The organism is Thermincola ferriacetica (assembly GCF_001263415.1).
Classification (GTDB): Bacteria; Bacillota; Thermincolia; order Thermincolales; family Thermincolaceae; genus Thermincola; species Thermincola ferriacetica.
The window spans coordinates 41,405-62,663 of the sequence record NZ_LGTE01000006.1 but is presented as its reverse complement, the minus strand read 5'-3'; the positions used below and the strand labels follow the sequence as shown (position 1 = coordinate 62,663).

The 21,259-nt window shown below is 46.1% G+C and carries 16 protein-coding genes; all 16 read right to left on the bottom strand.

The window, feature by feature from the left end:
* Nucleotides 1–6: 6 nt before the first annotated feature.
* The 16 genes from murJ to Tfer_RS05745 all read right to left on the bottom strand — a co-directional run bounded on the left by murJ (nucleotide 7) and on the right by Tfer_RS05745 (nucleotide 21,192).
* The gene (gene murJ, locus Tfer_RS05820) at nucleotides 7–1,575 is read right to left on the bottom strand and encodes a murein biosynthesis integral membrane protein MurJ (RefSeq protein WP_052217288.1); all 1,569 of its coding nucleotides are present in this window, start codon (nucleotides 1,573–1,575) and stop codon (nucleotides 7–9) included.
* Entirely contained in the window at nucleotides 1,572–2,738 is a 1,167-nt protein-coding gene (locus tag Tfer_RS05815; RefSeq protein WP_052217287.1) for a glycosyltransferase, read from the bottom strand. Before Tfer_RS05815 ends, murJ begins: the two co-directional genes overlap by 4 nt.
* Before the next feature lie 206 nt (nucleotides 2,739–2,944).
* Entirely contained in the window at nucleotides 2,945–3,991 is a 1,047-nt protein-coding gene (locus Tfer_RS05810; protein WP_052217286.1) for an S-layer homology domain-containing protein, read from the bottom strand.
* Between the two features lie 172 nt (nucleotides 3,992–4,163).
* Nucleotides 4,164–4,892, bottom strand: coding sequence for a WecB/TagA/CpsF family glycosyltransferase (locus tag Tfer_RS05805; protein ID WP_052217285.1), 729 nt, complete (start codon nucleotides 4,890–4,892; stop codon nucleotides 4,164–4,166).
* Nucleotides 4,893–5,060: 168 nt separating this feature from the next.
* Nucleotides 5,061–6,401 carry an LCP family protein gene (locus Tfer_RS05800; RefSeq protein WP_052217284.1) on the bottom strand — a complete coding sequence of 447 codons (1,341 nt, stop codon included), beginning with the start codon at nucleotides 6,399–6,401 and terminating at the stop codon, nucleotides 5,061–5,063.
* A gap of 88 nt (nucleotides 6,402–6,489) precedes the next feature.
* Entirely contained in the window at nucleotides 6,490–10,038 is a 3,549-nt protein-coding gene (locus tag Tfer_RS05795) for a S8 family serine peptidase (RefSeq protein WP_052217283.1), read from the bottom strand.
* Nucleotides 10,039–10,079: 41 nt separating this feature from the next.
* Nucleotides 10,080–11,153: a mannose-1-phosphate guanylyltransferase gene (locus Tfer_RS05790; RefSeq protein ID WP_052217282.1), complete on the bottom strand. Its 1,074-nt coding sequence runs from the start codon at nucleotides 11,151–11,153 to the stop codon at nucleotides 10,080–10,082.
* Nucleotides 11,154–11,288: 135 nt separating this feature from the next.
* Nucleotides 11,289–11,885: a TetR/AcrR family transcriptional regulator gene (locus Tfer_RS05785; protein ID WP_052217281.1), complete on the bottom strand. Its 597-nt coding sequence runs from the start codon at nucleotides 11,883–11,885 to the stop codon at nucleotides 11,289–11,291.
* A 31-nt stretch (nucleotides 11,886–11,916) separates the two neighbouring features.
* Entirely contained in the window at nucleotides 11,917–13,074 is a 1,158-nt protein-coding gene (locus tag Tfer_RS05780) for a TolC family protein (protein WP_052217280.1), read from the bottom strand.
* A 31-nt stretch (nucleotides 13,075–13,105) separates the two neighbouring features.
* The gene (locus tag Tfer_RS05775) at nucleotides 13,106–14,224 is read right to left on the bottom strand and encodes an efflux RND transporter periplasmic adaptor subunit (RefSeq protein WP_052217279.1); all 1,119 of its coding nucleotides are present in this window, start codon (nucleotides 14,222–14,224) and stop codon (nucleotides 13,106–13,108) included.
* 162 nt (nucleotides 14,225–14,386) lie between these two features.
* On the bottom strand, nucleotides 14,387–15,961 hold the full coding sequence (locus Tfer_RS05770) for an ArnT family glycosyltransferase (RefSeq protein ID WP_052217278.1): 1,575 nt from the start codon (nucleotides 15,959–15,961) through the stop codon (nucleotides 14,387–14,389).
* Nucleotides 15,962–15,965: 4 nt separating this feature from the next.
* The gene (locus Tfer_RS05765; RefSeq protein ID WP_052217277.1) at nucleotides 15,966–16,892 is read right to left on the bottom strand and encodes an NAD-dependent epimerase/dehydratase family protein; all 927 of its coding nucleotides are present in this window, start codon (nucleotides 16,890–16,892) and stop codon (nucleotides 15,966–15,968) included.
* 48 nt (nucleotides 16,893–16,940) lie between these two features.
* Nucleotides 16,941–17,924: a lysylphosphatidylglycerol synthase transmembrane domain-containing protein gene (locus tag Tfer_RS05760; protein ID WP_013121658.1), complete on the bottom strand. Its 984-nt coding sequence runs from the start codon at nucleotides 17,922–17,924 to the stop codon at nucleotides 16,941–16,943.
* Between the two features lie 20 nt (nucleotides 17,925–17,944).
* Complete coding sequence (locus Tfer_RS05755; protein WP_013121659.1) at nucleotides 17,945–19,027, bottom strand: DUF362 domain-containing protein; 1,083 nt, start codon at nucleotides 19,025–19,027, stop codon at nucleotides 17,945–17,947.
* Between the two features lie 4 nt (nucleotides 19,028–19,031).
* Complete coding sequence (locus tag Tfer_RS05750) at nucleotides 19,032–20,177, bottom strand: AarF/UbiB family protein (protein ID WP_052217276.1); 1,146 nt, start codon at nucleotides 20,175–20,177, stop codon at nucleotides 19,032–19,034.
* A gap of 97 nt (nucleotides 20,178–20,274) precedes the next feature.
* The gene (locus Tfer_RS05745; protein WP_052217275.1) at nucleotides 20,275–21,192 is read right to left on the bottom strand and encodes a decaprenyl-phosphate phosphoribosyltransferase; all 918 of its coding nucleotides are present in this window, start codon (nucleotides 21,190–21,192) and stop codon (nucleotides 20,275–20,277) included.
* Nucleotides 21,193–21,259: the final 67 nt, after the last annotated feature.

The following is a 21,259-nucleotide window of genomic DNA, read 5'->3' as shown; positions in this document are numbered from 1 at the left end:
TGCCGGTTACCGGCTTTTTAACATTTTATCTTTTAATTTTATAATCAACCCTGTCAAATCGGCTATCTCTCTGACCTTGAGCAGTAACAAACCGAAAAAGTAAACCAGTACTCCTGCCGCACCGGCAAGTAAAATTTTCAGCAAAAGCCCCTGGCGCGAACTGTCCGGGACATAGCTTCCCAGCAAATTATAAAGTACGGCTGTTACCAATGCCATCACAGCGCCGGCAGAAATGATCTTACCTAAAGTCAGCAGCCAATGGGCAGGGAAAATTTCACCCAACTTCCTTCTCAGGTAAACATATAAGATCAAAACATTAACAGATAAACCCAACGCCAATCCCAAAGCCAGGCCCCCAACGCCCATAATTTTAACCAGCAGCAAATCAAATAAGACAGTGGCCATGGCGCCCACCGCAGCGATAAGCACAGGAGTTACCGTATCCTGCAGGGCATAAAAACTTCTGGTCAAAATGTCTCTTAGGGCCCACGGAATTATCGCCAAAGCATAATAGGCCAGAGCATTAGCCGTGACTACCGTGTTGTGAACCGTAAATTCCCCATGTTCAAAGAGCAGCTTAATTATAGGTTTATTCAGTGTGAGGAGCCCCACTGCGGCAGGGACCAGAATCAGAAAAAAGAGACTGATCCCGCGAATCAAGGTTTCTTTTAATAGCCCGTATTCCCTTTTTGATGCGTAAACCGACAGGGCCGGAAAAACAGGAATGGAAATAGCCGCCACAAACAAGCCAAGGGGTAGCTGCATCACCCTGTTGGCATAGTTTAACGCCGAAATGCTTCCTGCTTCGAGGGTTGAAGCCAGTCCCCGTTCCACAAAAACCGGCGCCTGGCCGATAATCACCCCCAGTACAACAGGGAGCATTAGCCACAGGGTTTTCTTTACACCCGGGTGGGACCAGGAAATAATCAGGCGGTATTGAAAACCCTTTTTCCACATCACCGGGAGCTGAAAAAGAAATTGCGCGGCAAAACCCACCATTGTCCCTGCTGCCAGGCTGGCAATCCCCCAGCGGCGCCCTAAAGCCAGGACAAACCCGATGGTAACCAGACTGGTAATCATGGGGCCCAAAGCCGGAAATAAAAAATGCCTGTAAGAGTTCAAAATAGCCGAAATCAGCCCCATTAAGCCAATAAACAATAGGGCCGGCAGTATTATGCGGAACAGTTTTGCCGTTAAAGCCAGGCTGGCCCGGTCAAAACCCGGCGCAAGCAATTTTACAATATAAGGGCTTAGAACAAAAGCCGCGGTAATCAGGGTAATAAAAAAAACCGCCACCAGGTTAATTGTTGTATTGGCCAGGTTATTTGCTTCTCCCCTGTCCCTGGAAACCAGGTAATCATTGAAGACAGGCAAAAATGCAGCGTTAAAGGCTCCCGCCAGGGCCATAGCCACCATACTGGGGATAGTATAGGCCACTACATAAGCGTCGGTATGGGCAGATGCACCGAACTGGTTGGCAATCACCATTTCCCTGATAAAACCGACAAACCGGCCGACCAGAGTTGCTACCATGATGACCGACGCCGCTTTCGCCAAACTTTTGGTGTTACTCATGCCTTTTTCCCTCTTTGCATTTTTCTCGTCCTTCTACGTACTAATTTTTCATATACTTCTGCCGTTTTTCGGGCCATCGCTTCAGCGGTAAATTTCTTCTCAACTGTTTCCCTTCCCGTTCTGGCCAACTCCCGGGCAAGACCAGGCAGTTCCAAAACACTGGTTATGGCTTCGGACAAAGCAATGGGATCGCCCGGAGGCACAAGTAAACCGTTAACACGGTTTTTAATGATTTCCGGTACACCGCCCACCGCACTGGCCACAACAGGCTTTTCCATGGCCATAGCCTCTATAATGGACAATCCAAAACCTTCTGACAGGGAAGGCTGTACAACAATATCCACAGATGTCAAGACTTCCGGAATGTCTTTTCTAAAACCGGCAAAAATGACATTTCCGGCAATTCCCAGCTCCCGGGCCTGTTCCTCAAGGCGCTTCTTTTCCGGGCCTGTCCCCACAATGAGCAACTTTAAAAATGGAAAATCACGGACCAGTTGTTCAAAGGCATAGAACAAAATACTGTGCCCTTTGACAGGATGCAATCTGGAAATTACCGCCAGCAAAGTTTCATTATCGGCGACCTTGAACTGTTTTCTTATTTGAGCCCTTTTGGCCTCAGAAAAAAAATATTTATTTAATTCCAAACCATTGTATATAACGGAAACCCTTCGTTTACTGATACCGTATTTTTCACAAACATACCCGGCCAAATCTTCAGAAACTGTTATAAAATGCTTAGTCAAAGGCAGGGTCAGTTTTTCGCTGATTTTATTTACATACAGGTCCAGCTTTCGCGGGTAATCATACTCCAGATTGCTGTGGATCGTTGTAACAATGTTTTTTATCCCTGCTTTTCTGGCAGCCAGCCGGCCGACCAGATTTGCGCGCACCCCATGGGTATGTACTATGTCAAAACCATTTTTCTTTATGTAATCGGAGAGCCTGAAGATAACTTTAAGGTCTAACTTCCCGGTCATAGGGAAAACCTGGTGGGGAAAACCTTCGCCCGCCAGTCTGCCGGCCAGCGGCGCTCCAAACAAACAGGCCACCACAATATGAAAATCCTGCCGGTCCATATTTCTCAACAGTGTAATCAAATACTGCTCAGCCCCGCCAAATTCTCCGCCACCTATAACATGCAGCACTTTTATTTTCTTCTTCAACCCTGCTCTCCCCCTAAACACGTCCTATTAATATATTCTAACAGGCATTCCTTTTTTGTACAACTTAGATTCTAAATTGGGGGCAAATGTTTGGATTTTCTTAGGGGCCGTGAAAAATTGAAGGCCGAATGCTTCACAGACCTTAGATGTTTATAAGAAAAGCATTCGGCCATAAAAACCCCCGCCTAATTTCACCGGGAAACAGTTTATACCGGTTCTGACGGAACATAATATATGAGCCATTTACCATCTATTTTCATTAAATACACATACTCCGTCATGTTAATTACGTTTTCGCCGTCGGCATCTTTGACGGTCATCTTTGAATCATATGTAACCTGTGCCAGCCAATCACTTTTATTCACTACTTTACCTTTGGAAAGGATTTCGTATTTTAAACTTATGTTGCGGTCCGCCATTTCGTTCAGGGCATCGGCGTTTGTCGCCAGGGCGGCTTCTTCTGTTCCGGTGAGATACTCCTTCAACGGAGATAAATCATAGGGAGCTCCGCCGTTTAGCAGTTCTTCATTTTTTGCCATGTAGGCATCGGTCACCGCTAACAGTTCTTCATCATCAGGAAGCTGTGTCTTATCATTGGATAGCATGTTATATAACATGGTCATCACTTCGGCTCTGGTGGCATAACTGTTAGGTTCGAATTTTCCATTCGACTTGCCCTTAATAATGCCAACATCAGCAGCCTTTTGAATAACTTCAGCAGCCCAATGTTCATCAGAGACATCAGGGAAACTCCTGGGTTGTTTTACAGGGCTCCGGTCATGTAAGCCTTTGACCACCATAGCGGCAATCTCCGCTCTCCTAATATTGGCATTGGGGTTAAAATTGCCTTGGGTGTCCCCGTAAATAATTTCTTTCTGATAAAGGGTGTTCACTGCCTCCCTGGCCCATGAGGGTATCTTAGCAGCATCCTTAAACGAAGCCTTTCCGGCAGCCGGAATCAAATTCAAGGTCTGAAACATCATGACTGCAAACTCAGCCCTGGTAATGTTCTGATTTGGAAGTAGTTTCCTGGCGGGCACGTAAGCCCTCATCTGCTCATCATAGCGGGTCGAAGGATAACCTTTTACTATGCCCATTGCTACCAAATGAGTCATCTGGTTTTCCGCCCAATGCCCTTCCACGTCGGAGAGGTCATAAATCAGCACATCCGTTATATTTGCCGATGCCGGAGCAGCAACCAGCAGCAGGCATATAACCAGGGTAAAAAACCTCCGTAACCTGATCTGTCTCATGTTTTCACTCCTAACAAAAATTGTTTGCATTACCATATTAGTTCTCTAACCGCCTAAAAATACCCTGCTTTTATAAACAAATTCTTTTCTGGTAAATTATGTTAGGACTGACCCTTTGGCCCTACACTGATGCCGCCTATTACAATAGCAGCTACCTGTCACTTATTGCGACTTAGCGAAAGATTTTCTTCGCTAAGACCAGGAAGAGGAACTTGGGCAGTTCCAACATTCTGAAAAAGCGGCTTGGCTGGGTGACCAGCCTATACAACCATTCCAGGCCGAGCCTCTGCATAAACACCGGGGCTCTTTTCACAGCTCCCGCCAACACATCAAAACTCCCGCCCACACCTATAGCAACAGGAATCCCCAGTTCCGCTTGATGAGCGTTAATCCATGCTTCCTGTTTTCCCATACCCAAAGCAGCCAGCAAAATATGAGGCCTGGAGGCTTTGATATCTGCAAGGACTCCATCTTCACCATCTTGAAAATAGCCATGGTGGTATCCGGCAATTACAACACCCGGGTATTTGGCCCGAACATTGGCAACGGCCTGTTTGACCACCTCTTCCCTTGCCCCCAGGAAATAAAAACGGTATCCCTCCCGCGAGCAAATTTCAAACAGCGCCTGAATGAGATCAATACCCGTCACCCGGCCTTTTAAGGGGGTCCCAAATATCTTTGCGGCAATGATCAGGCCGACCCCATCGGCCGTAATAAGGTCTGCTTCAGATAAAATTTCAGCAAATCGGGGCTCTCGGCGGGCTTTCATAACAATCTCGGGGTTAGCGGTAACAATCATGGCACGGCCACCCTCTTTTATCACCTGTACTATATATTGTAGGGTTTCCGACAGGTCAAGTTGATCAATTTTTACTCCTAAAATGTCAATTTTCCCCGGCATAAAACACTAACCACCTTTATGTCTATATAGAAACTTTATATCTTATATAAACTTTATGTCTTAATATAAACTTCCATATGCAGCGCGAATTTTTAAGGAGAGGCATAAAACCTCTCCTGTGTTTTTTCTATCTTATCAAGTTAAACCACTTATCAAGTTAATCCAGTACTATGGGAGCGCCAGGCCCTCATCCTGCTGAGTGGATTTGGGCGCCGTCCCGGTTGCACCGGTGTTCGAGGGCGGTACAACAATATTAGTCCCACCCTGTCCGGTGGCAGGAACGCCTCCCTGCTTTGGCCCGATGGATTCCGCGCCTCCCGTAGAACCGTTACCCGGCTGCTGCGTCCCGTTGGAAGGATTAATTATCGAACCATTATTATTTGGTTCGGTAGGTTCAGTGGGTGCGGTATTCCCTGTATTCCCCTCCGGTGGAGGAACTCTAACGGAACCATTGGGGCTTTGTTGCGGCGTTTGGCTGTCTGTTTCGCCAATGTTTACGTCAACCTGCGGTTTGTTTTGTGGAGGTGCTTCTATCTGTTTTTTCACATGCCCCTTACTCGTCTTTTTAGGTATATCCTTCGGAACATTTATTGGTTTATCAACTACGGCGGCAGTTGTTACACCCTTGAACATGTCGGCCAATACCAGTTTGGTTTTTTCTTCATCAGCCTTCCAGTAACTGATGCCTTTGTAGTTGTAAAAGGTTCCCGGCAGGGTTTGCGCCACAATATTATCCGGGTTTAATGATGAAGCAACTCTGGTCAAAAAGAATATATCTTTAAATCCAAAGTTTGTATCTACTACCGAAAAGATTTGTGGCAACAGTTTTGGCAACTTGACTATGGTTTTCGCCTGCAGAATTTCATCGGCCAAAGCCATTAGAAACTTCTGCTGCCGCTCTGTACGGGAGATATCCCCAAGAGCGTCATGGCGGTAACGCACATACTGCAAAGCTTTATTGCCATCCAGGCGCTGCACGCCCTTGTACAGGTTAATTGTGTTCTTCCCATCGCGCCAGTACATCCTTTTTTCCACGTCGATGGTAACCCCGCCCAAAGTGTCAACAATATCTTTAAATCCCTCGAAATTGGTTTTAACATAGTATGGTATATTTACTCCCAGTAAATTTTCCACAACGGCAACGGCCAGATCGGTTCCGCCTATCTGGTTAGCGGCATTAATCTTTGATTTGCCGTAACCGGGAATATCAACCAGTGTGTCTCTGGGAATAGAAAGCATGGCAATTTTCTTGGTTTCCTTATCAATACTCACCAGAATCATGGTATCAGTGCGGGTATCTTTTTCCCCTTTCCGGGCATCAATGCCGAGCAACAATACATTCAGCCTGTCAACAGGCAAGTCGTCTTTATTTTCGGCAGCTTTTATCTTAACCGGCTCATTATTCTTTTTCTCACCTATATTGGCCAAAATATTGCCAATGTAAAAAGAACCGGCAAAAACAGCGACTAACGCCAGGATATTCATAATCTTAAAAAATTTGTTCTTCATAAAAACCCACCCCAAATCAAAAAAAGGTGCTTCCTAAATAATTTTACAGTATTTTTCTGTCATATTCAATAACCAACACTTGGGAGCACTAAAAACGAAATTCGTACTCTACGGGTCTGGCCTTGGAGATATCGGTTACCGTCTTTACAACCAGGCGCCGCTCATCGCCCGGTTTGAGCGGAATAGTAATATATCCCTTACCGGTGTAATATAACTTCCCGTTTACCTCGACAGCTCCCCGGAACGGACGCTTATCCGCCCGGTTCCTGATCTGCACGGTAACAAAACTTACCCGGTCTACCGGCAAATCCCTTGGTATTACGGACACAATAACGGTACGTTCGCTGACAGGCAAATCAGACCCATTCTCTCCTGAAGCGGCCACACTCAGAGAAAACTGTGAACGGTCAAGGCCCAAAGCGCTAAGGCTGGCGGAACTGTAAACTACCACTTCCCATGTACCGGCCCGGGGGGAAAGAACCTGGGCAGAAACACCGGGCTTACCCGCGGCATCGCCTCCGGCAAACCCCGTCTCAGCTTTTTTGTTGCCCTCCGGGTCATACAGGTACATCCTAACTTTGCCGGCATATAGGTCTGTATTTAGTTTATTAACGCTTAAAAGAACATCCAGTTGCGCTCTTCCAGGCGGCACTTCGAAAAAGTACCTTTTGTACTGGGCGGGCTTTAGTGTTTCTTCCAGGCTGCGGCTGTAGTTGTCAGTCTCATTTAAAGAGTAAGGTTTTACAATATTCACTAAAAGGTCTGTATCAATTCCATAACTGGTCTGGTCATTGGCGCGGACCAAGGTGGAATACAGTCCTTCCTTAGCCGGAAGATCAAACTGGAGAGGTATTTCCCGTGTCTTTCCGGGCGGGACAAGAATCCGGTCTGTGTCAGGCTTGACCCACGGCGATAGAGTATAAATTGACAACTCTTTTATTCCGGAAGAGTTGTTTTTCACATACCATGATACTTTACCCGGTTCCAGACGCTGTTCCAACAGTCCATATCCCATACCGCATTGCGAGTTATATATCGATGAGCTAAAGTTGGCATTCTCTTTAATAAACTGCATTTCAATCCAGGTCTGAGCAATATTGACCAACCCATAGCCCTGTTCAGCATAGGAATAGTCAGGTATTTTTCTCGCGCCCAGTTCTATAGCTCTTTTAATAATATACGGAGTAACATTGATTTTTTCATGCGTAGCAGCTTCCTGCAAGAGGGCAATACCCCCCGCAACGTGCGGAGCTGCCATGCTGGTCCCTTCACTGATGAAGTACTGTTCACCTTTTCTCATCGGCACAGTAGACACCACACTGCCGGGGGCTACTACCCGCGGGGCCATGGCGCCATCTCTGCGGGGGCCCACAGAGCTGAAAAACCAGAGGTTTTCTGCCGGCACCTTCCAGCCATAGTCGGTTTCCCACATTTCCGGAGCAGTATACGCCCCGACACTGATAGCCGAATCGGAATCGGCAGGAGTAGTTACTGAACTTAATCCGGGACCGTCGTTTCCCGCAGCCACCACAAAAACAACGCCGTATTCTTCTGTTAAGGTATTTATTAACTTGGCCGGGACACTTCCCCCAACGTAATCATCGGGCTTAAACCCCAGGCTGAGATTGACAACTTTAGCCCCATGTGAAGCAGCATAAATCATGGCCTCCGAAACAGAGCTCCAACTGCCGTAACCGGCGGAATCCAATACTTTTAAAGCCATAATCTGCGCCCCCGGGGCTACCCCTTGAGCATACCCGTTAGCGGCAATAATCCCCGCCACATGAGTTCCGTGATCATTGCCGTCAAAACCCAGGTGAATTCTATTTCCATTTGGATCGATTTCCAGCAGGTTAAAATTAAAAATATTTTTTCCGTCCAGGCTTTTAAAATTGGCGAAGACCCCTGAACCTTCAAACAAATTAAGGGCAGTCTCATCTGCAAAGTCCTTGTCCAGGTCTGTATCTACATATACAGTGTCATATTTTCCACTTACTTTTGCATCGGTAACCAAAACAGCAAAAACATCGTTTGTATTCCCATTGAAATTTATATCCATACCGTTTCCGTTAGCGGTGGAAAAATCGCTTTCCCGTATATAACCGTAATGAAAATGTTCACTTTTAGAGACGATAGAACCAATCCGATAGTTCCCGTCAGCCAAATTTACGGCTCCATTATTTTTGGGGGCAATAGCCTTTGTATCTAATACGCCTTCCCCTGTAAAATCTTTCCAGGTGATAATTTTTCTCTTCCCGTCGGTAGTCTTCTGCAGGTCAGGATGGCCGGGATCAACCCCTGTATCAATTACCGCCACAATCTGACCTTTTCCGTCGGCTCCCGTTTCATTCGTGAAAAGATCCGCCGAAATACTGCTTTTTGTCACCTGCAAACTTTTCCGGGGGTCCATAAGCATACCGGCATCCGTTTCGGCTGCTTCCAACGGCGCAACCCTTTGTTCCCTGTCCAGGTTTATCCTCTCTACGCCTTGCATATGGGCAATTATATCAAGTTGGCTTGGTGGTACGGTAGCCGTAAGGTAATCCAGGCGTGGATAAAACAAATTAACCTTTCCGCCCATCCGTTCAATGGCCGTCCTGACCCGGCCGGCTTGCCCGGCGGCAGTGGTTATCAGTATTTCTTGGTCACTGTCTTTTGAGACACTGTCTTTACCGTTATTAGTCAATTGATTGCTTGTTTCCAAAGTCAGACCGGCTTTTTGCGCAGCTTCCCCGTTAGCTGGGGTTTGCTGTTCTTCCTGACCGCTTATTTCCTGCGTAAGTTTTTCCACATAGTTTAACTGTCCATATTCGTCGATTATAACAGCTACTTTATCTCCCGGCTTTAAATATTGTGGTAAAATTCTTTTTGTATCAGAATAAAAGTCGGTATTGTTTGCGTAGGTAAACTTTTCCCGCTGCCCGTTAATATTGAGCGCCAGTTCCCTGTTTTGTAGGCTGATATCCTCAATTTCCCCGACAAAAGTATATCCCCGGTCCAGTTCAGCCAGCAGTTTATTTATCAGAACCGCCGTTTCTCCCCGGCTGGCCGGGCGGTCCGGCCTGAAGGTTCCGTCAGGAAAACCGGACAAAAATTGAAGTTTTACAGCAGTGGCGATGAAACTTTTTGCCCAATCCGGGATCATATCGGCATCGGTAAATTTGTTCAGCAGGGCAGAATCGCTATTGGGCTCAGTTTGCAAAGCCCTGATTAAAATAGATGTTATTTCATCTCGCCGGATTTGTTTATCGGGTTTGAAGGTTCCGTCCGGGTAACCTGAAATTAAACCTCTTTCCCTGGCCACCAGGACGTGTCCGGCCGCATAATGCGAAGACTTCAAGTCCGTAAATCCGGTAGGAACACCCTGCAAAGCCGCAGCTTCCGTATCCAGTCCCAACGCGTTAACAATCATTACGGCAAACTGGGCCCTGGTAACACTTTGTCTGGGCCAAAAAGCCCCGTTATAACCATTTATTATTTTGGCGGCCGCTGCCTTTAATATTTCTTTTTCCGCCCAGTGCCCCCCGGTATCGGAAAAACCGCCGGCCAAAACAACGGCAGGCGCAAAAAAACCTGTACATAAAAAACAGATTAACATGCCGGCCAATATTTTAAATTTAACAGTTTTTTGCTTCAAAACGGATACCTCCAAAAGAAAGGACTTTTCCCCGGCAACTTTTACAGGTATTTTTCCATGCGCTGTTTTCTCAGCTCTTCCAGAATGAGCTTAATATCCTGGGACCGTTCTTTGGGACAAATAAGCAGCACGTCTTCCGTGTCTATAACTACGAGATTATCTACTCCCACTGCGGCAATCAATTTGGTCTTTCCGTCAATTATGCAGTTATGGGCGCCGATGGTCACTACTGAACCCTGCAGGTAATTACCTTCCGAATCAACCTCGAAAAGCCTGGATAAAGCAGCCCAACTGCCAACGTCATCCCAACCAAAATCACCCGGCACAACCAAAATGTTGTTTGCCTTTTCCAGGATAGCATAGTCTATGGATTGTTTAGGCAACTTTCCGTATACCTGTAGCAGTCTTTGCTCAAAATCCCCCTCATTCAGCCCCCTGCCAATTTGACACAAGCCCTCGTATAACTGAGGTTGATATGTTTCCATGGCTCTCAGGATCGAACTTGTCTTCCATATAAACATTCCGCTGTTCCAAAGAAAATTGCCGGAGCCAAGGTAAGCCTGCGCAGTTTGGTAATCAGGCTTTTCGGTGAAAGATTTCACCTCAAAATATACCGCTCCGGAATACTTCTTTTGCTCTCCCAATTCTATATATCCATAACCTGTCTCCGGCCGGGTCGGGACAATTCCCAGGGTAATGAAGGCTTCTTTATCAGTAGCCAGCCTTACCCCTGTTTTAAGAGTTTGAACAAACCTGTCATTATCAGCCACATAGTGGTCGGCCGGCAGGATAACCATTACAGATTCGGAGTCTTTATGCTGTAAAAGAATTGCCGCCAGGCCTATACAAGGAGCCGTGTTTCTGCCCTCAGGTTCCACGATAATGTTCGCCGCCGGTAAACCGGGCAATTGCTGTTTGACCAAATCAACATAAGGTCTGGCCGTCACCACATAGATATGATTTACCGAAACCATTTTTCTGGCCCTGTTAAAGGTAAGCTGCAGCATGGTTCCCTGGTCCAAAAGCCTGATAAACTGTTTGGGCATAGACTCCCTGCTCCTGGGCCAAAAACGTTCTCCTTTTCCGCCTGCCAAAATTATTACAGAAACAGCCACTGCCTTTACCTCCCAGAAAATGTTAGTAACTTAGTTCGACAATAGCTACGGTCTCTCCTGCCGGTTCGTGTCCGAAAACGCAAATTAATTCCAGAAATAAAGTTGGCGCCAAAATTAATAAACCCATAGCACAAGCTACGGGTTTGCCAGAAGTCCTTTCAATAAAATCTCCAGCATTTGTTCCAGAGTATCTTCCAGATTTTGCACTCCCTCATCTCCAAAAACCGCAGGACCAACAAGCCCTCCCATCATACCGGTAAAAACCATAGCGGCTGCCCTGGAATTAACTTCATTCCTTATCTCGCCTCTATCAATCCCAGATTTAATGATGTTTTCAATGGCCGCAAACTTTTCTTCCCGCATTTTCATTAACCAACTGCGAAATTCTCTACCAAAGTGGGCATGTTCGGTCATGGTTACTTTAGCCAGATCCTTATATTCAAGGATAAACCTGAGATGCAGCCGGGCAACCTGTTTCAATTTTTCCGTGGCAGAAATACTTGCACTAAGCTGTTCCGTTATGTTTTTGTTGTAAAATTCCATGCCGGACTTTAATATTTCCTGAAACAGTTCAACTTTACTGGAGAAATATTCGTATACCGTCCCTTTGCCAACATCGGCAATCTGGGCAATTTCCTCCACTTTGGCTTCGTGAAAGCCCTTGGAGGAAAAAACCTTTACGGCCGCCTCGATAATTCTCTGGCGTTTATCTGATAAAACATCTTTAGTCATCATGTCTCACCATATTTCTTTGCAAAAGTTTTTAATACGCAGCGCCGGTAGACGATGACGCTCCCGCGGTTAAACCGGAAATAAATAACCCATACTTAAACTTCGACTTCAGTTGGTTATAATTATAGATAAGCTCGGTTAAACCCTGCTCAGCGGTTTCCAGGTCAATAGTTGACTTTTTGACGTCCTGGTTGGTCAGCAAGCCGGCTTTAAATTTCAGCATATCTATTCTTACAACTTCCCGCTGTTTCTCAACTTCTTTCTGCTTATACGCAATGCTTTTTTCCAGGGCTTTGAGTGATAAATAATCCTGCTTGACGGCCAGGGTGGTGGCCACTTCCTGTTTGTTCACCGCCACATTTGCTGCTTCCGCATCCAGTTTTGCTTTGTCAAAGTAGACTACTCCCCCGCTGTAATATTTCCTGGCTACCTCGTATTCCTTTTCCTTGACAGCCTGGTTTTCCCGGACCGATATTATTTCAATGTTATTCTGGAGGGCTTTGTAGACTTCGTCAGCAACATTAACATCTTTCATCGGGACATATTCAAATTTGTCGGTTAACTTTAACTGGGTGTCTATATCCAAACCGATCAATTCATTCAACTTCATAACAGCCAGGGACAAATCATTTTGTGCACTTGTTACTCCGGCTTCACTGGCAGCCACCAAAGCCTCAACGGCAAGAACGTCGCTTTTGGCCACTGTTCCCAGTTGATAACTGTTTTGCACAATCGCCAACTGGTCCTTGGCATAATTCAATGTATCTTTTTTTATCTGTAGCATTTTTTGCGCCTTCAGGACATTGTAATAAGCTCCTTCAACAGCCAGTTTAGTGCTTTTTTCCGTAAATTGCTCCTTTTCCTTTGCCAGCGTAACAGCCATTTGCGCCGCCCTGGGAGCAACCCATTTCAGTTTGCCGAGGTCGTAAGTACTCACTCTGTCCAAATCAATGTCATCAGCGGTCTTCTCAGCCAAATCCAGATCCCTTTCGGCCTTTTTAGTCTCTATGCGCGCCAGTTTCAGGTCGTTATTGTTGGCCATGGCCAGATCAATGGCCTGCTGCAGAGAAAGCTCCTTTACCTGTGGCCCGGTACTTTGCGCATATGTAATACCGCCTACGGCCAGAGTTATAAGCAGCATAGCTGTAATAAAAAAGGTAACCTTTTTGTTTGATAATCGCGCCGGCATTCTCTCTCCCCCTTCTTTAAACTACAAATCCCTATTCTTTAATAACCACTCTGGTCTTATCGGTTAATGAATTTTGTCCGAGAATGACCACCTGTTCACCTTCTTTTAAACCTTTAGTGATTTCTACATTCTTTTCATCTTCCAGACCCGTTGTAACATCCTGTTCGTAGGCTACTCCATCTCTAACCACATAGACCACTTTTTTATCTCCCCGGGCTACCAATACTTCCTTGGGAACCAGAGGCACATCCTCCCTGGCCTGCGTGGTGATGGAAATCTCCGCAAACATGCCGGGTTTTATCTTGCCGTCCGCATTTTCTATTTTTACTTTGACCTGGTATCCCTTGGTCCTGGAGTCGGCAGCCGGACTTAAGGCAGCAATAGTTCCCACAATATCTTTTTCGCCCAGAGCATCTATCTCGACCTTTACTTTTTGGCCTTCTCGCACAAAAGGAATGTCTTTTTCAGTAATTACGCCTTCCACATAAACATTGCCGGTATCAACTATTGTTAACACAGGGGCGCTGGGACCTACCAACTCGCCTATTTCCACGTTTTTTACTGAAATTTCACCGTTTATAGGCGCGGTGATACGGGCATTAGCGAGCTGGGCTTTAATCAGGTCCACATTGGCCTGGGCCTGTTTTACCTGCGCCTCCGTAGGAGTATTCAGGGACAGGTTATACTGTAAAAGAGCCAGTTCATATTGCTGCTTTGATATAGCGCCCTCTTTATATAAATTTTCCATGCGCTTTAAATTGTTCCAGGCATCCTGGATACGGTAGTCGTTTTGCACGGCGTTGCCCTTGGCAAGTTCCAATGCGGCCTGGGCCTGTTTCAACTGCGCATTTAGCTCGGTTGTATCCAATTGAACCAGTAAATCGCCTCTTTTCACCTTCGAACCTACATCAACGGTTACCCTGGTCACTTTCCCCGCAATTTTGGGGATAATCATAACCTCAGCGCTGGCAGTTACCTTGCCGGTTATTACAGTATTATTGGTAACACTCCCTTTCTCCACTTTGACAACCGATACCGGTACCGGTTTTTGTTCATCATTAGCAGCGGTTTCTTTGTTCCCGCATCCGCCGGCAAGTACGGCAAACAGCAGTAGCATAAACAAAATCAATGTTCTTTTTAATCTCCTCATCCACACCAAACTCCCCTGATTCGTTAAAATTGATTTAATGCACAATAAGAAAAAGGCAAAAGGGTACTTAGAACCGACCAGTCAGTCAGTCTAATACTAATATAAGTATACTTTTACCAAGAAGCTTTTGTCAATCAATTTTAGACCGGTCAGGGGCAGTTTTCAAGGCTTTTTTTCGTATATTAACGAACCGTCCGCAAAGACCTTTCTAATTACATAACCATTGAACTCCTGCGGCCTGGCCCAGTAAATTTCCTGCCATTCCTTGTCTGCTTCCGGGATGTTCCAACTGCTCCTGGAAGAAAGGAACAGGTACCTGGCTTTCTGATACCTGTTTAATTGCGCCAGCATTTCCGGGCTGTAGGGAATTTTGCTGGCATTCCTGTCCCCGTACCAGCTCAACATATGCCCATCGTTGGAGATGATTAAATCAGACCGGGTGGAATGGTTGGCCAAAAAAGTTATCTGGGCCGAAAACTTTTTAAAGACAGGTTCGGGGGTATGTTTACTGTTCCAATCGGGCAGGTTGCCCAGGATAAACACAGTGGTTAAGACGCTTAAAACGAGTACCTGTAAAGGTTTCCGCAATTTCAGCGAAGGCAGCTTTTCGAGCAGGCGCCAAACGAAAGCCAATCCCAGCAATATATAAAAAGGAACAAAGAGGAAAAACAGCCGGGGGATATAATGGATAACCAGCAGCGCGGCCAACTGGGCGCAAAAACTGCCTGCCAAAACCAGTTTTAACGGCGCTGTTTTTTTGCCCAAAGGCCATACCAGGGCCAGGAGGCATAAAACCATCAAACCCCAGTGAATACCGGAAAACGAGGGGTTAAAAAAGTCACCGGCAAAACTGAACCACCCTGTTTTTACCTTGGCCATAACCTGGCCGGGGTGTGATGCAATAAAATCCAGCACATCCGGCTTCTTTAACATCATATAAAGAGAATATTCCGGATAGGCCGCAGTAAACATCACCGGTTCAAACTTTTGCAAGGAAAACAGCGGGCTGCCAAAAAGCAGGAAATTCCTTATAAACCAGGGCACAGTGGGAATCAAAAATCCTGCTACGAACCGCAATATAATAAATATTTTCTTTCTCCGTTTTAACATGAGATAAACCAAAACAAAAGGCAGAAAAACCAGCGCATTGTACCTGGCCAGGTAAAACACTCCGCCAATTAACCCGATAATCAGGTCTCCCCGGGGACCTTCCAGTTTTTCACCCGTCAACAAATATATCCATAAGCACATCAAAAAAGCCGCTAACGGTTCGGTCAGGCCCGACACGCCAAAATGCAGCGCCAGGCCGCTGAACATAAAAATAAGCGCCGCGCAGAAACCGACAGCCCGGTTAAAGAGATTCTGCCCGATCAGATAAATCAAAGGGACGGTAAGCACAAAAAACAGCCCCGTGGTTACAGCAACAGCATTGTCATTAGAACCCAGTATTTGCATGGAAAGGGCTAATATCAGCGGCCATAAAGGCGCCCGCCATGGGTTGGGATGCGGGATACCATAGTACTGTAAACCCAGGGGCGTTATGTAAGCGGAAACAAAACCCTCGCCGCGGGCCACATTCCTGCCTATGCTGGCATAATCCATAGCATCATTATATAAAAGGCCGTTGAAAACAGAGTCGTAATAAGAGTACCAAACGGCTGCGGCAGCAATAAATAAAAAAACTGCCAGAAGGATATTTGTTCTTTTCTTGTTCGGGCAGGCAAAACCGAAATCCAATTAATTACACCTCTCTCCATAAATCCCGGTAAAATTCAATAGTTTGCCGCAATCCCGTTTCCAGGGAAACAAGGGGCTGCCAGCCCAATACATTCTTGGCCAACGAAATGTCAAATACGCTCTTTTTGATGTCGCCCGGCCTTGGCTCCAGGTACTCGGCCCGTAAATCACTCTTGAATATTTCCCTGAGGCGGCTGCATAAATCGTTAACGGATACCTGGGCGCCGGTTCCTATGTTTATAACCATCCCGTCGCCCTGTTCAAGGGCCAGGAGGTTGGCATTAACGATGTCCTCCACAAAAACAAAATCCCTCGTTTGCTCACCGTCGCCATAAATCAAGGGAGGTTCTCCGGCCAGAAACCGCCTGGCAAACAGGAAAACAACGCCCCCTTCCCCTTTCAGCCCCTGCCTGGGCCCATAAACATTGGCGTAACGAAGGATGGTATAATTCAAATTAAAATTTTTGTGAAAAGCTTTGATATATAACTCCGGTACGTATTTTGAAATGCCATAATTGGAAATAGGATTAACTGGATGGTTTTCGTCAACAGGAAGGTAACAAGGAGCGCCGTAAACGGCGGCCGAAGAGGCATAAATCAGCTTTTTTACATTATACGTAATACAACATTGCAGCAGATTAACAGTACCCAAAATATTAGTCATGGAATCAAAAACTGGTTCCCGTTGTGAAACCTGCACATCTGCCTGGGCAGCATGGTGTATCACCACTTCAGGTTTTTCCTTGGCAAATAAGTCTTGCAAATCATCCCCGGTAATATCAACCTGATAAAACCGGCTTTCCGCATTGATATTTGCCGGGCTTCCGGTAGAAAGGTTATCGGCGACCACCACTTCATACCCTTCCAGAATCAACCTGTCCACGATATGGGAACCTATAAACCCCGCTCCTCCAGTAACCAAAACCTTCAAATGGATAACCTCCAACCAACAACTTATTCATCTGGCGCAGTGCCTTTATCATTCCCCTGCTACCGCATCGCTTGCCGGAGAATCGGCTTCAAATTTCCTGGCAAAGCCGAGGATACGCTTATTTGACATCAGGGCAATTAGGCCAACCAGTACGCCAAACCAAAGGGTGCAAAACCTGATTAAAATGGTGGCTACGGCCGCTACGTTCCTGGGGACACCTACCAGGACCAGCAGCCCCAAAATACTTCCTTCCGTTGCCCCCAGCCCCCCCGGCAGCATGGAAACAGCCCCGACTATACCCGAAAAAGCCAGGGTAAAGGTGGAAACCAGCAGGGAAGCGTCATAGTTCAAACCGGTAAAGACAAAGTAAAAGGCTATACACTCAAAAGACCAGGATACCACGCTGATTATTACCATAAAAAGAAGTGGCAGCGGCCTCAGGAGCTGATTGGCGCTGTCTATAAGATTGTGCATTACCTGTTCAAACCTTTGTAAGAACTTCACCCGGGATACAAGCGTAATAAGCCTTTTTGTAAAGCCGGGAAACTGCAAGAGAATTACCATGGCCAGCAGCATCAGGGCTATCAGACCCACTACTTTTTTACCGTACTCGAAATACCACATGCCGGCCAGGGACAAAACAATTAAACCTATACCGTCGGAAAGCCGTTCGGCAAATATAATAGGGGCAGATTTGCTGATGGGCACTCCTTTTAATTCTTTCAGCAAAAAAGACTTCAGTAATTCTCCAACTTTGCCGGGTGTTACAGACATAGCCAATCCGCTCAGGAATATGGTGAAGCTCTGCCGGATATTTAATTTTACGTTAATGATGTTGAGAAAATAATGCCATTTGACAAAGCGCAGGACGTAATTTAAAAATGTAAGGCCCAAGATCAAAGGCAAATAAATGACCTTAAACCTGCTTAAAGCGTCCAACGTGGCCCTGTAGTCAGAAATCAGCGAAATGGCCAGAGTTGTGGCGACCCCTAACAGGATAGCCCAGATAAATTTTTTGTTTAGCTTGGTCAAGGCCGCCCCTCCCTTGAATCTTACTCACTGTATTTATCAAAAAGTTGGCCCCAGCGGTAGTTTTTTCTTACGTACTCCATCTTTTTCTTACCCCTGGTGGGCCACCAGAAATAATCGTGATAGAAAAAGGAACCGAAGATAAAGAGGTTTACTAACGGGGTACGGAAAAAGAGATTTTGCATGGCTTTTAAGGGCCCGAACCACAAAAGGTCGCCCACCCGTGAAGCCAGGTTATCGCCTACACTGAAGTTAAAGTTTACCCTTTCAATATCCTCTCCGACTATTTCGATCTGCCGTGGATCACCAACCCCTAACCCCTTCTCATGGGCAAGCCTGATGAAAGGAAGGGAAAGGGGGTCAAAGCCCATCATTTTGGCCGCAATAGCATCAATGGCTACCTGGTCAGCACTGGCCAGGATGTAATCTTTTTCGATGGGCTCCATGGTACGCGGCCCCGGGCCGTTGCCGCATACGGTACCGTCCATAACAGCAAACACGCCGGGATGGATTTCCTTTTGGATAGTCAGCAGGTCCACCAGTGTTTCGTGAATTACACTGTGGGTATAATGCCGCTTGGTATTTAAGAGCCCGCCAAAGGCATTTTTCATGGCCCCGGTAGTCGTGGTATAGATATGGCACTTCATTGTCGGCAGATGAACCACGTTTTTACCAAAGAAATAGTCAGGGATCCTGATGCCTTCAGGGAAAATCTTGTCCAATACCAGAATATCGCCTTTAGGCTCATAAGTAACCCACTTCATGTCCTCATCCCGGAAATTGTAAAGCACGGGAATATTATATTTTTTGAATATAGGCACGTATTTGTTGAGCTTTTCTCCTTTGAAAGCGTTAGTGACAACGGTCTTGTTCTGGACACAGGTTATATCGCGAAAACCCAGTTCCTTCAGCCCCAGGATAGTACCTTCCAACTGCCATGGGGTAGTATTGGCGCTAAGGTAGGGAAAATGCCAGGAAATGTTGTCCTTTAATATAGTTGTGGTATTGGGATCCAAATGCCTGTTCACCTGGGCGGTTTTCAACAGCTTAATGTAATCATCCACAACAGTTTCCGGCCTGGTTTTAAATACATAAACAGTGCTCATTTTCTCACCCCAAATAAGTTTTCGCCGCTTCGTGCCAATTAAATTTTATGGCCGATTTTCCGGCATAATAGTAAAGCCCTTGCAGCACCCGGAACAATAGGAGAAGCTTCACAGGAATCTGCAGCGGCTTCTCCCATGCCCTGGAAGCCAACAATGTATTTATTTTATACTGCATGCGCCAGTCGCCAAAATCGTAGGCACCGGAACAATAAAACGGTTCCAGCAGAACCGATACCAAATCTCCGATAATCGGCCGGTAGGTGGCCAGGCTTTCTTCGCTAACCCCTAACAATTGAAGGTCCTTAATGAGTTCAGCCTCGCTTGCGTATCCCCCGGTTAACAGCCTGCTAACCGCTACTGATTCCACCGGAGTAAACTCCACAACTGACCCGAAATCCAAAACCGTCAACTTCCGGTCGGCTGCGCTGCCGTTAATAATAAAGTTCCCCGGGTGCGGGTCAGCATGAACCATCCCCAATGCCTTCAGAGAATATAAAATAAAAGCGGTATAATTTTCAACAAACCATTTATCGGTTCCTGGATAATGTCGCAGGTCGTTTCCTTCCACCCACCGGGAAGCAATAGCCTCGTCATTGTAAGCTATAATTTCCGGAACAGAAACAGCCTCATGGTCCCGGAAAACCCGGCAAAAACGCTGCTGCTTCTCTGCTTCAGCCATGTAATCACATTCATTCAGCAGCATGGTTCTGAGGTTTTCCAGCATCGGTAAAAGACCGCTGTTCTGCAAAGGCAAAAAACGAGTAGGCCAAATAATCCCTTTCAACAGCCACAAATCGCTTTTGATTCTTTTTTCCACGGCAGGATATTTAACTTTAAGAGCCATATCCCCGGCATCGTTTTTCACTCTGTAAACCTGCCCGATAGAGGCCTGGGCATAAACTGCAATCTCAGCATAATCAAGGCCTAATTTATTGAGGGCTTCTGCTACCGGGATTTTTTCGGTTTTGCTCTCGGTGCAAAGGGACGCAAAATACCGGTCCAAGCCGCTTCCCCGGTAAAGGGTGAAATGCTGACCCAGCTTTTGGGGCAGTCCGTGCATTTCCCCCATGATTACGGAAACACTGCCAAAATCTTTTTTAACAAGCCCTTTTAACAGAGCCAGCAGTTTAATTGCTCTTGATATAACCAACTTTCATCCCTTTCTAATTAACCACAATGGTTCAAAAATATCACCACAGAGGACACGGAGAACACGGGGAAAACATGTTTTACTATTACATATAGTATTAAGTCAGGTAAAGAATCAGGGCCGATGTTACAACCCACAGCAAAACATTAATCAACAAAGGCTTGTCCTTAAGCAGGGCAACCTCGGGGCTGCCGCCCATGTCTTTCTGGTGCACAAGGTATTGATACCGGAAGATGCCGTAAACAACAAAGGGAATCGTGGTCATCAAATAAATGGAATGCCCTGAAGTAAAGGTATACAGGGAATAGGCCATTACCGTAGATGATGTTACCACCGAAATCATCTGGTCCAGCATTTCCGGCTGGTACTCGTCCAAAATCTTCCGGTGGGACCGGGCCTTATCATCCAAAAGAAGCAGCTCATGCCGCCGCTTGGTTAAAGCCAAAAACAGGGCCAGCAGAAAAGTGCACACCAGGAGCCATGGAGAAATATCAGCAGCTATAACGACCGCGCCCGCTACCGCCCTGAGTATAAAACCTAAGGCAATAACAATAACGTCAATTATAACAACATTTTTTAGTTTAAAACTGTAACTTAAAGTGAGCAGGAAGTAAGCCAGGGCCACAAAACCGAAATTTATATTCAGGAAAAAGGCGCTACCCAAAGAAAGAACCGTTGAAAGTATAACAAAAACCGTGGCTAAAGGGACACTAAGCTGTCCCGAGGCTAACGGGCGGTTCCTCTTTTTGGGATGCGCTTTGTCTTTCTCGATGTCTACCAGATCGTTTATTATATAAACACTGCCCGATAGTATACAAAAGTCCAAAAATGCATAAAGGGTTTTCAGCAGGTACCCATCAGTGAAAATTTTCCGGGCAAAAATTATGCCGGCAAAAATAATCAGGTTTTTCGTCCACTGTTTGGGCCGCATGGTCTTCAGCAACAAATATAAACCGGACTTTTGCGATACCACGGGTTGTGTCTGCAATTGGGCCTCTTTGGGCTGCAGATTCATATTATTACCCCCAAATGCTTCGACAAAATCCCATCATTGTTTAAGGATATCACTGTTCTGTGTATTT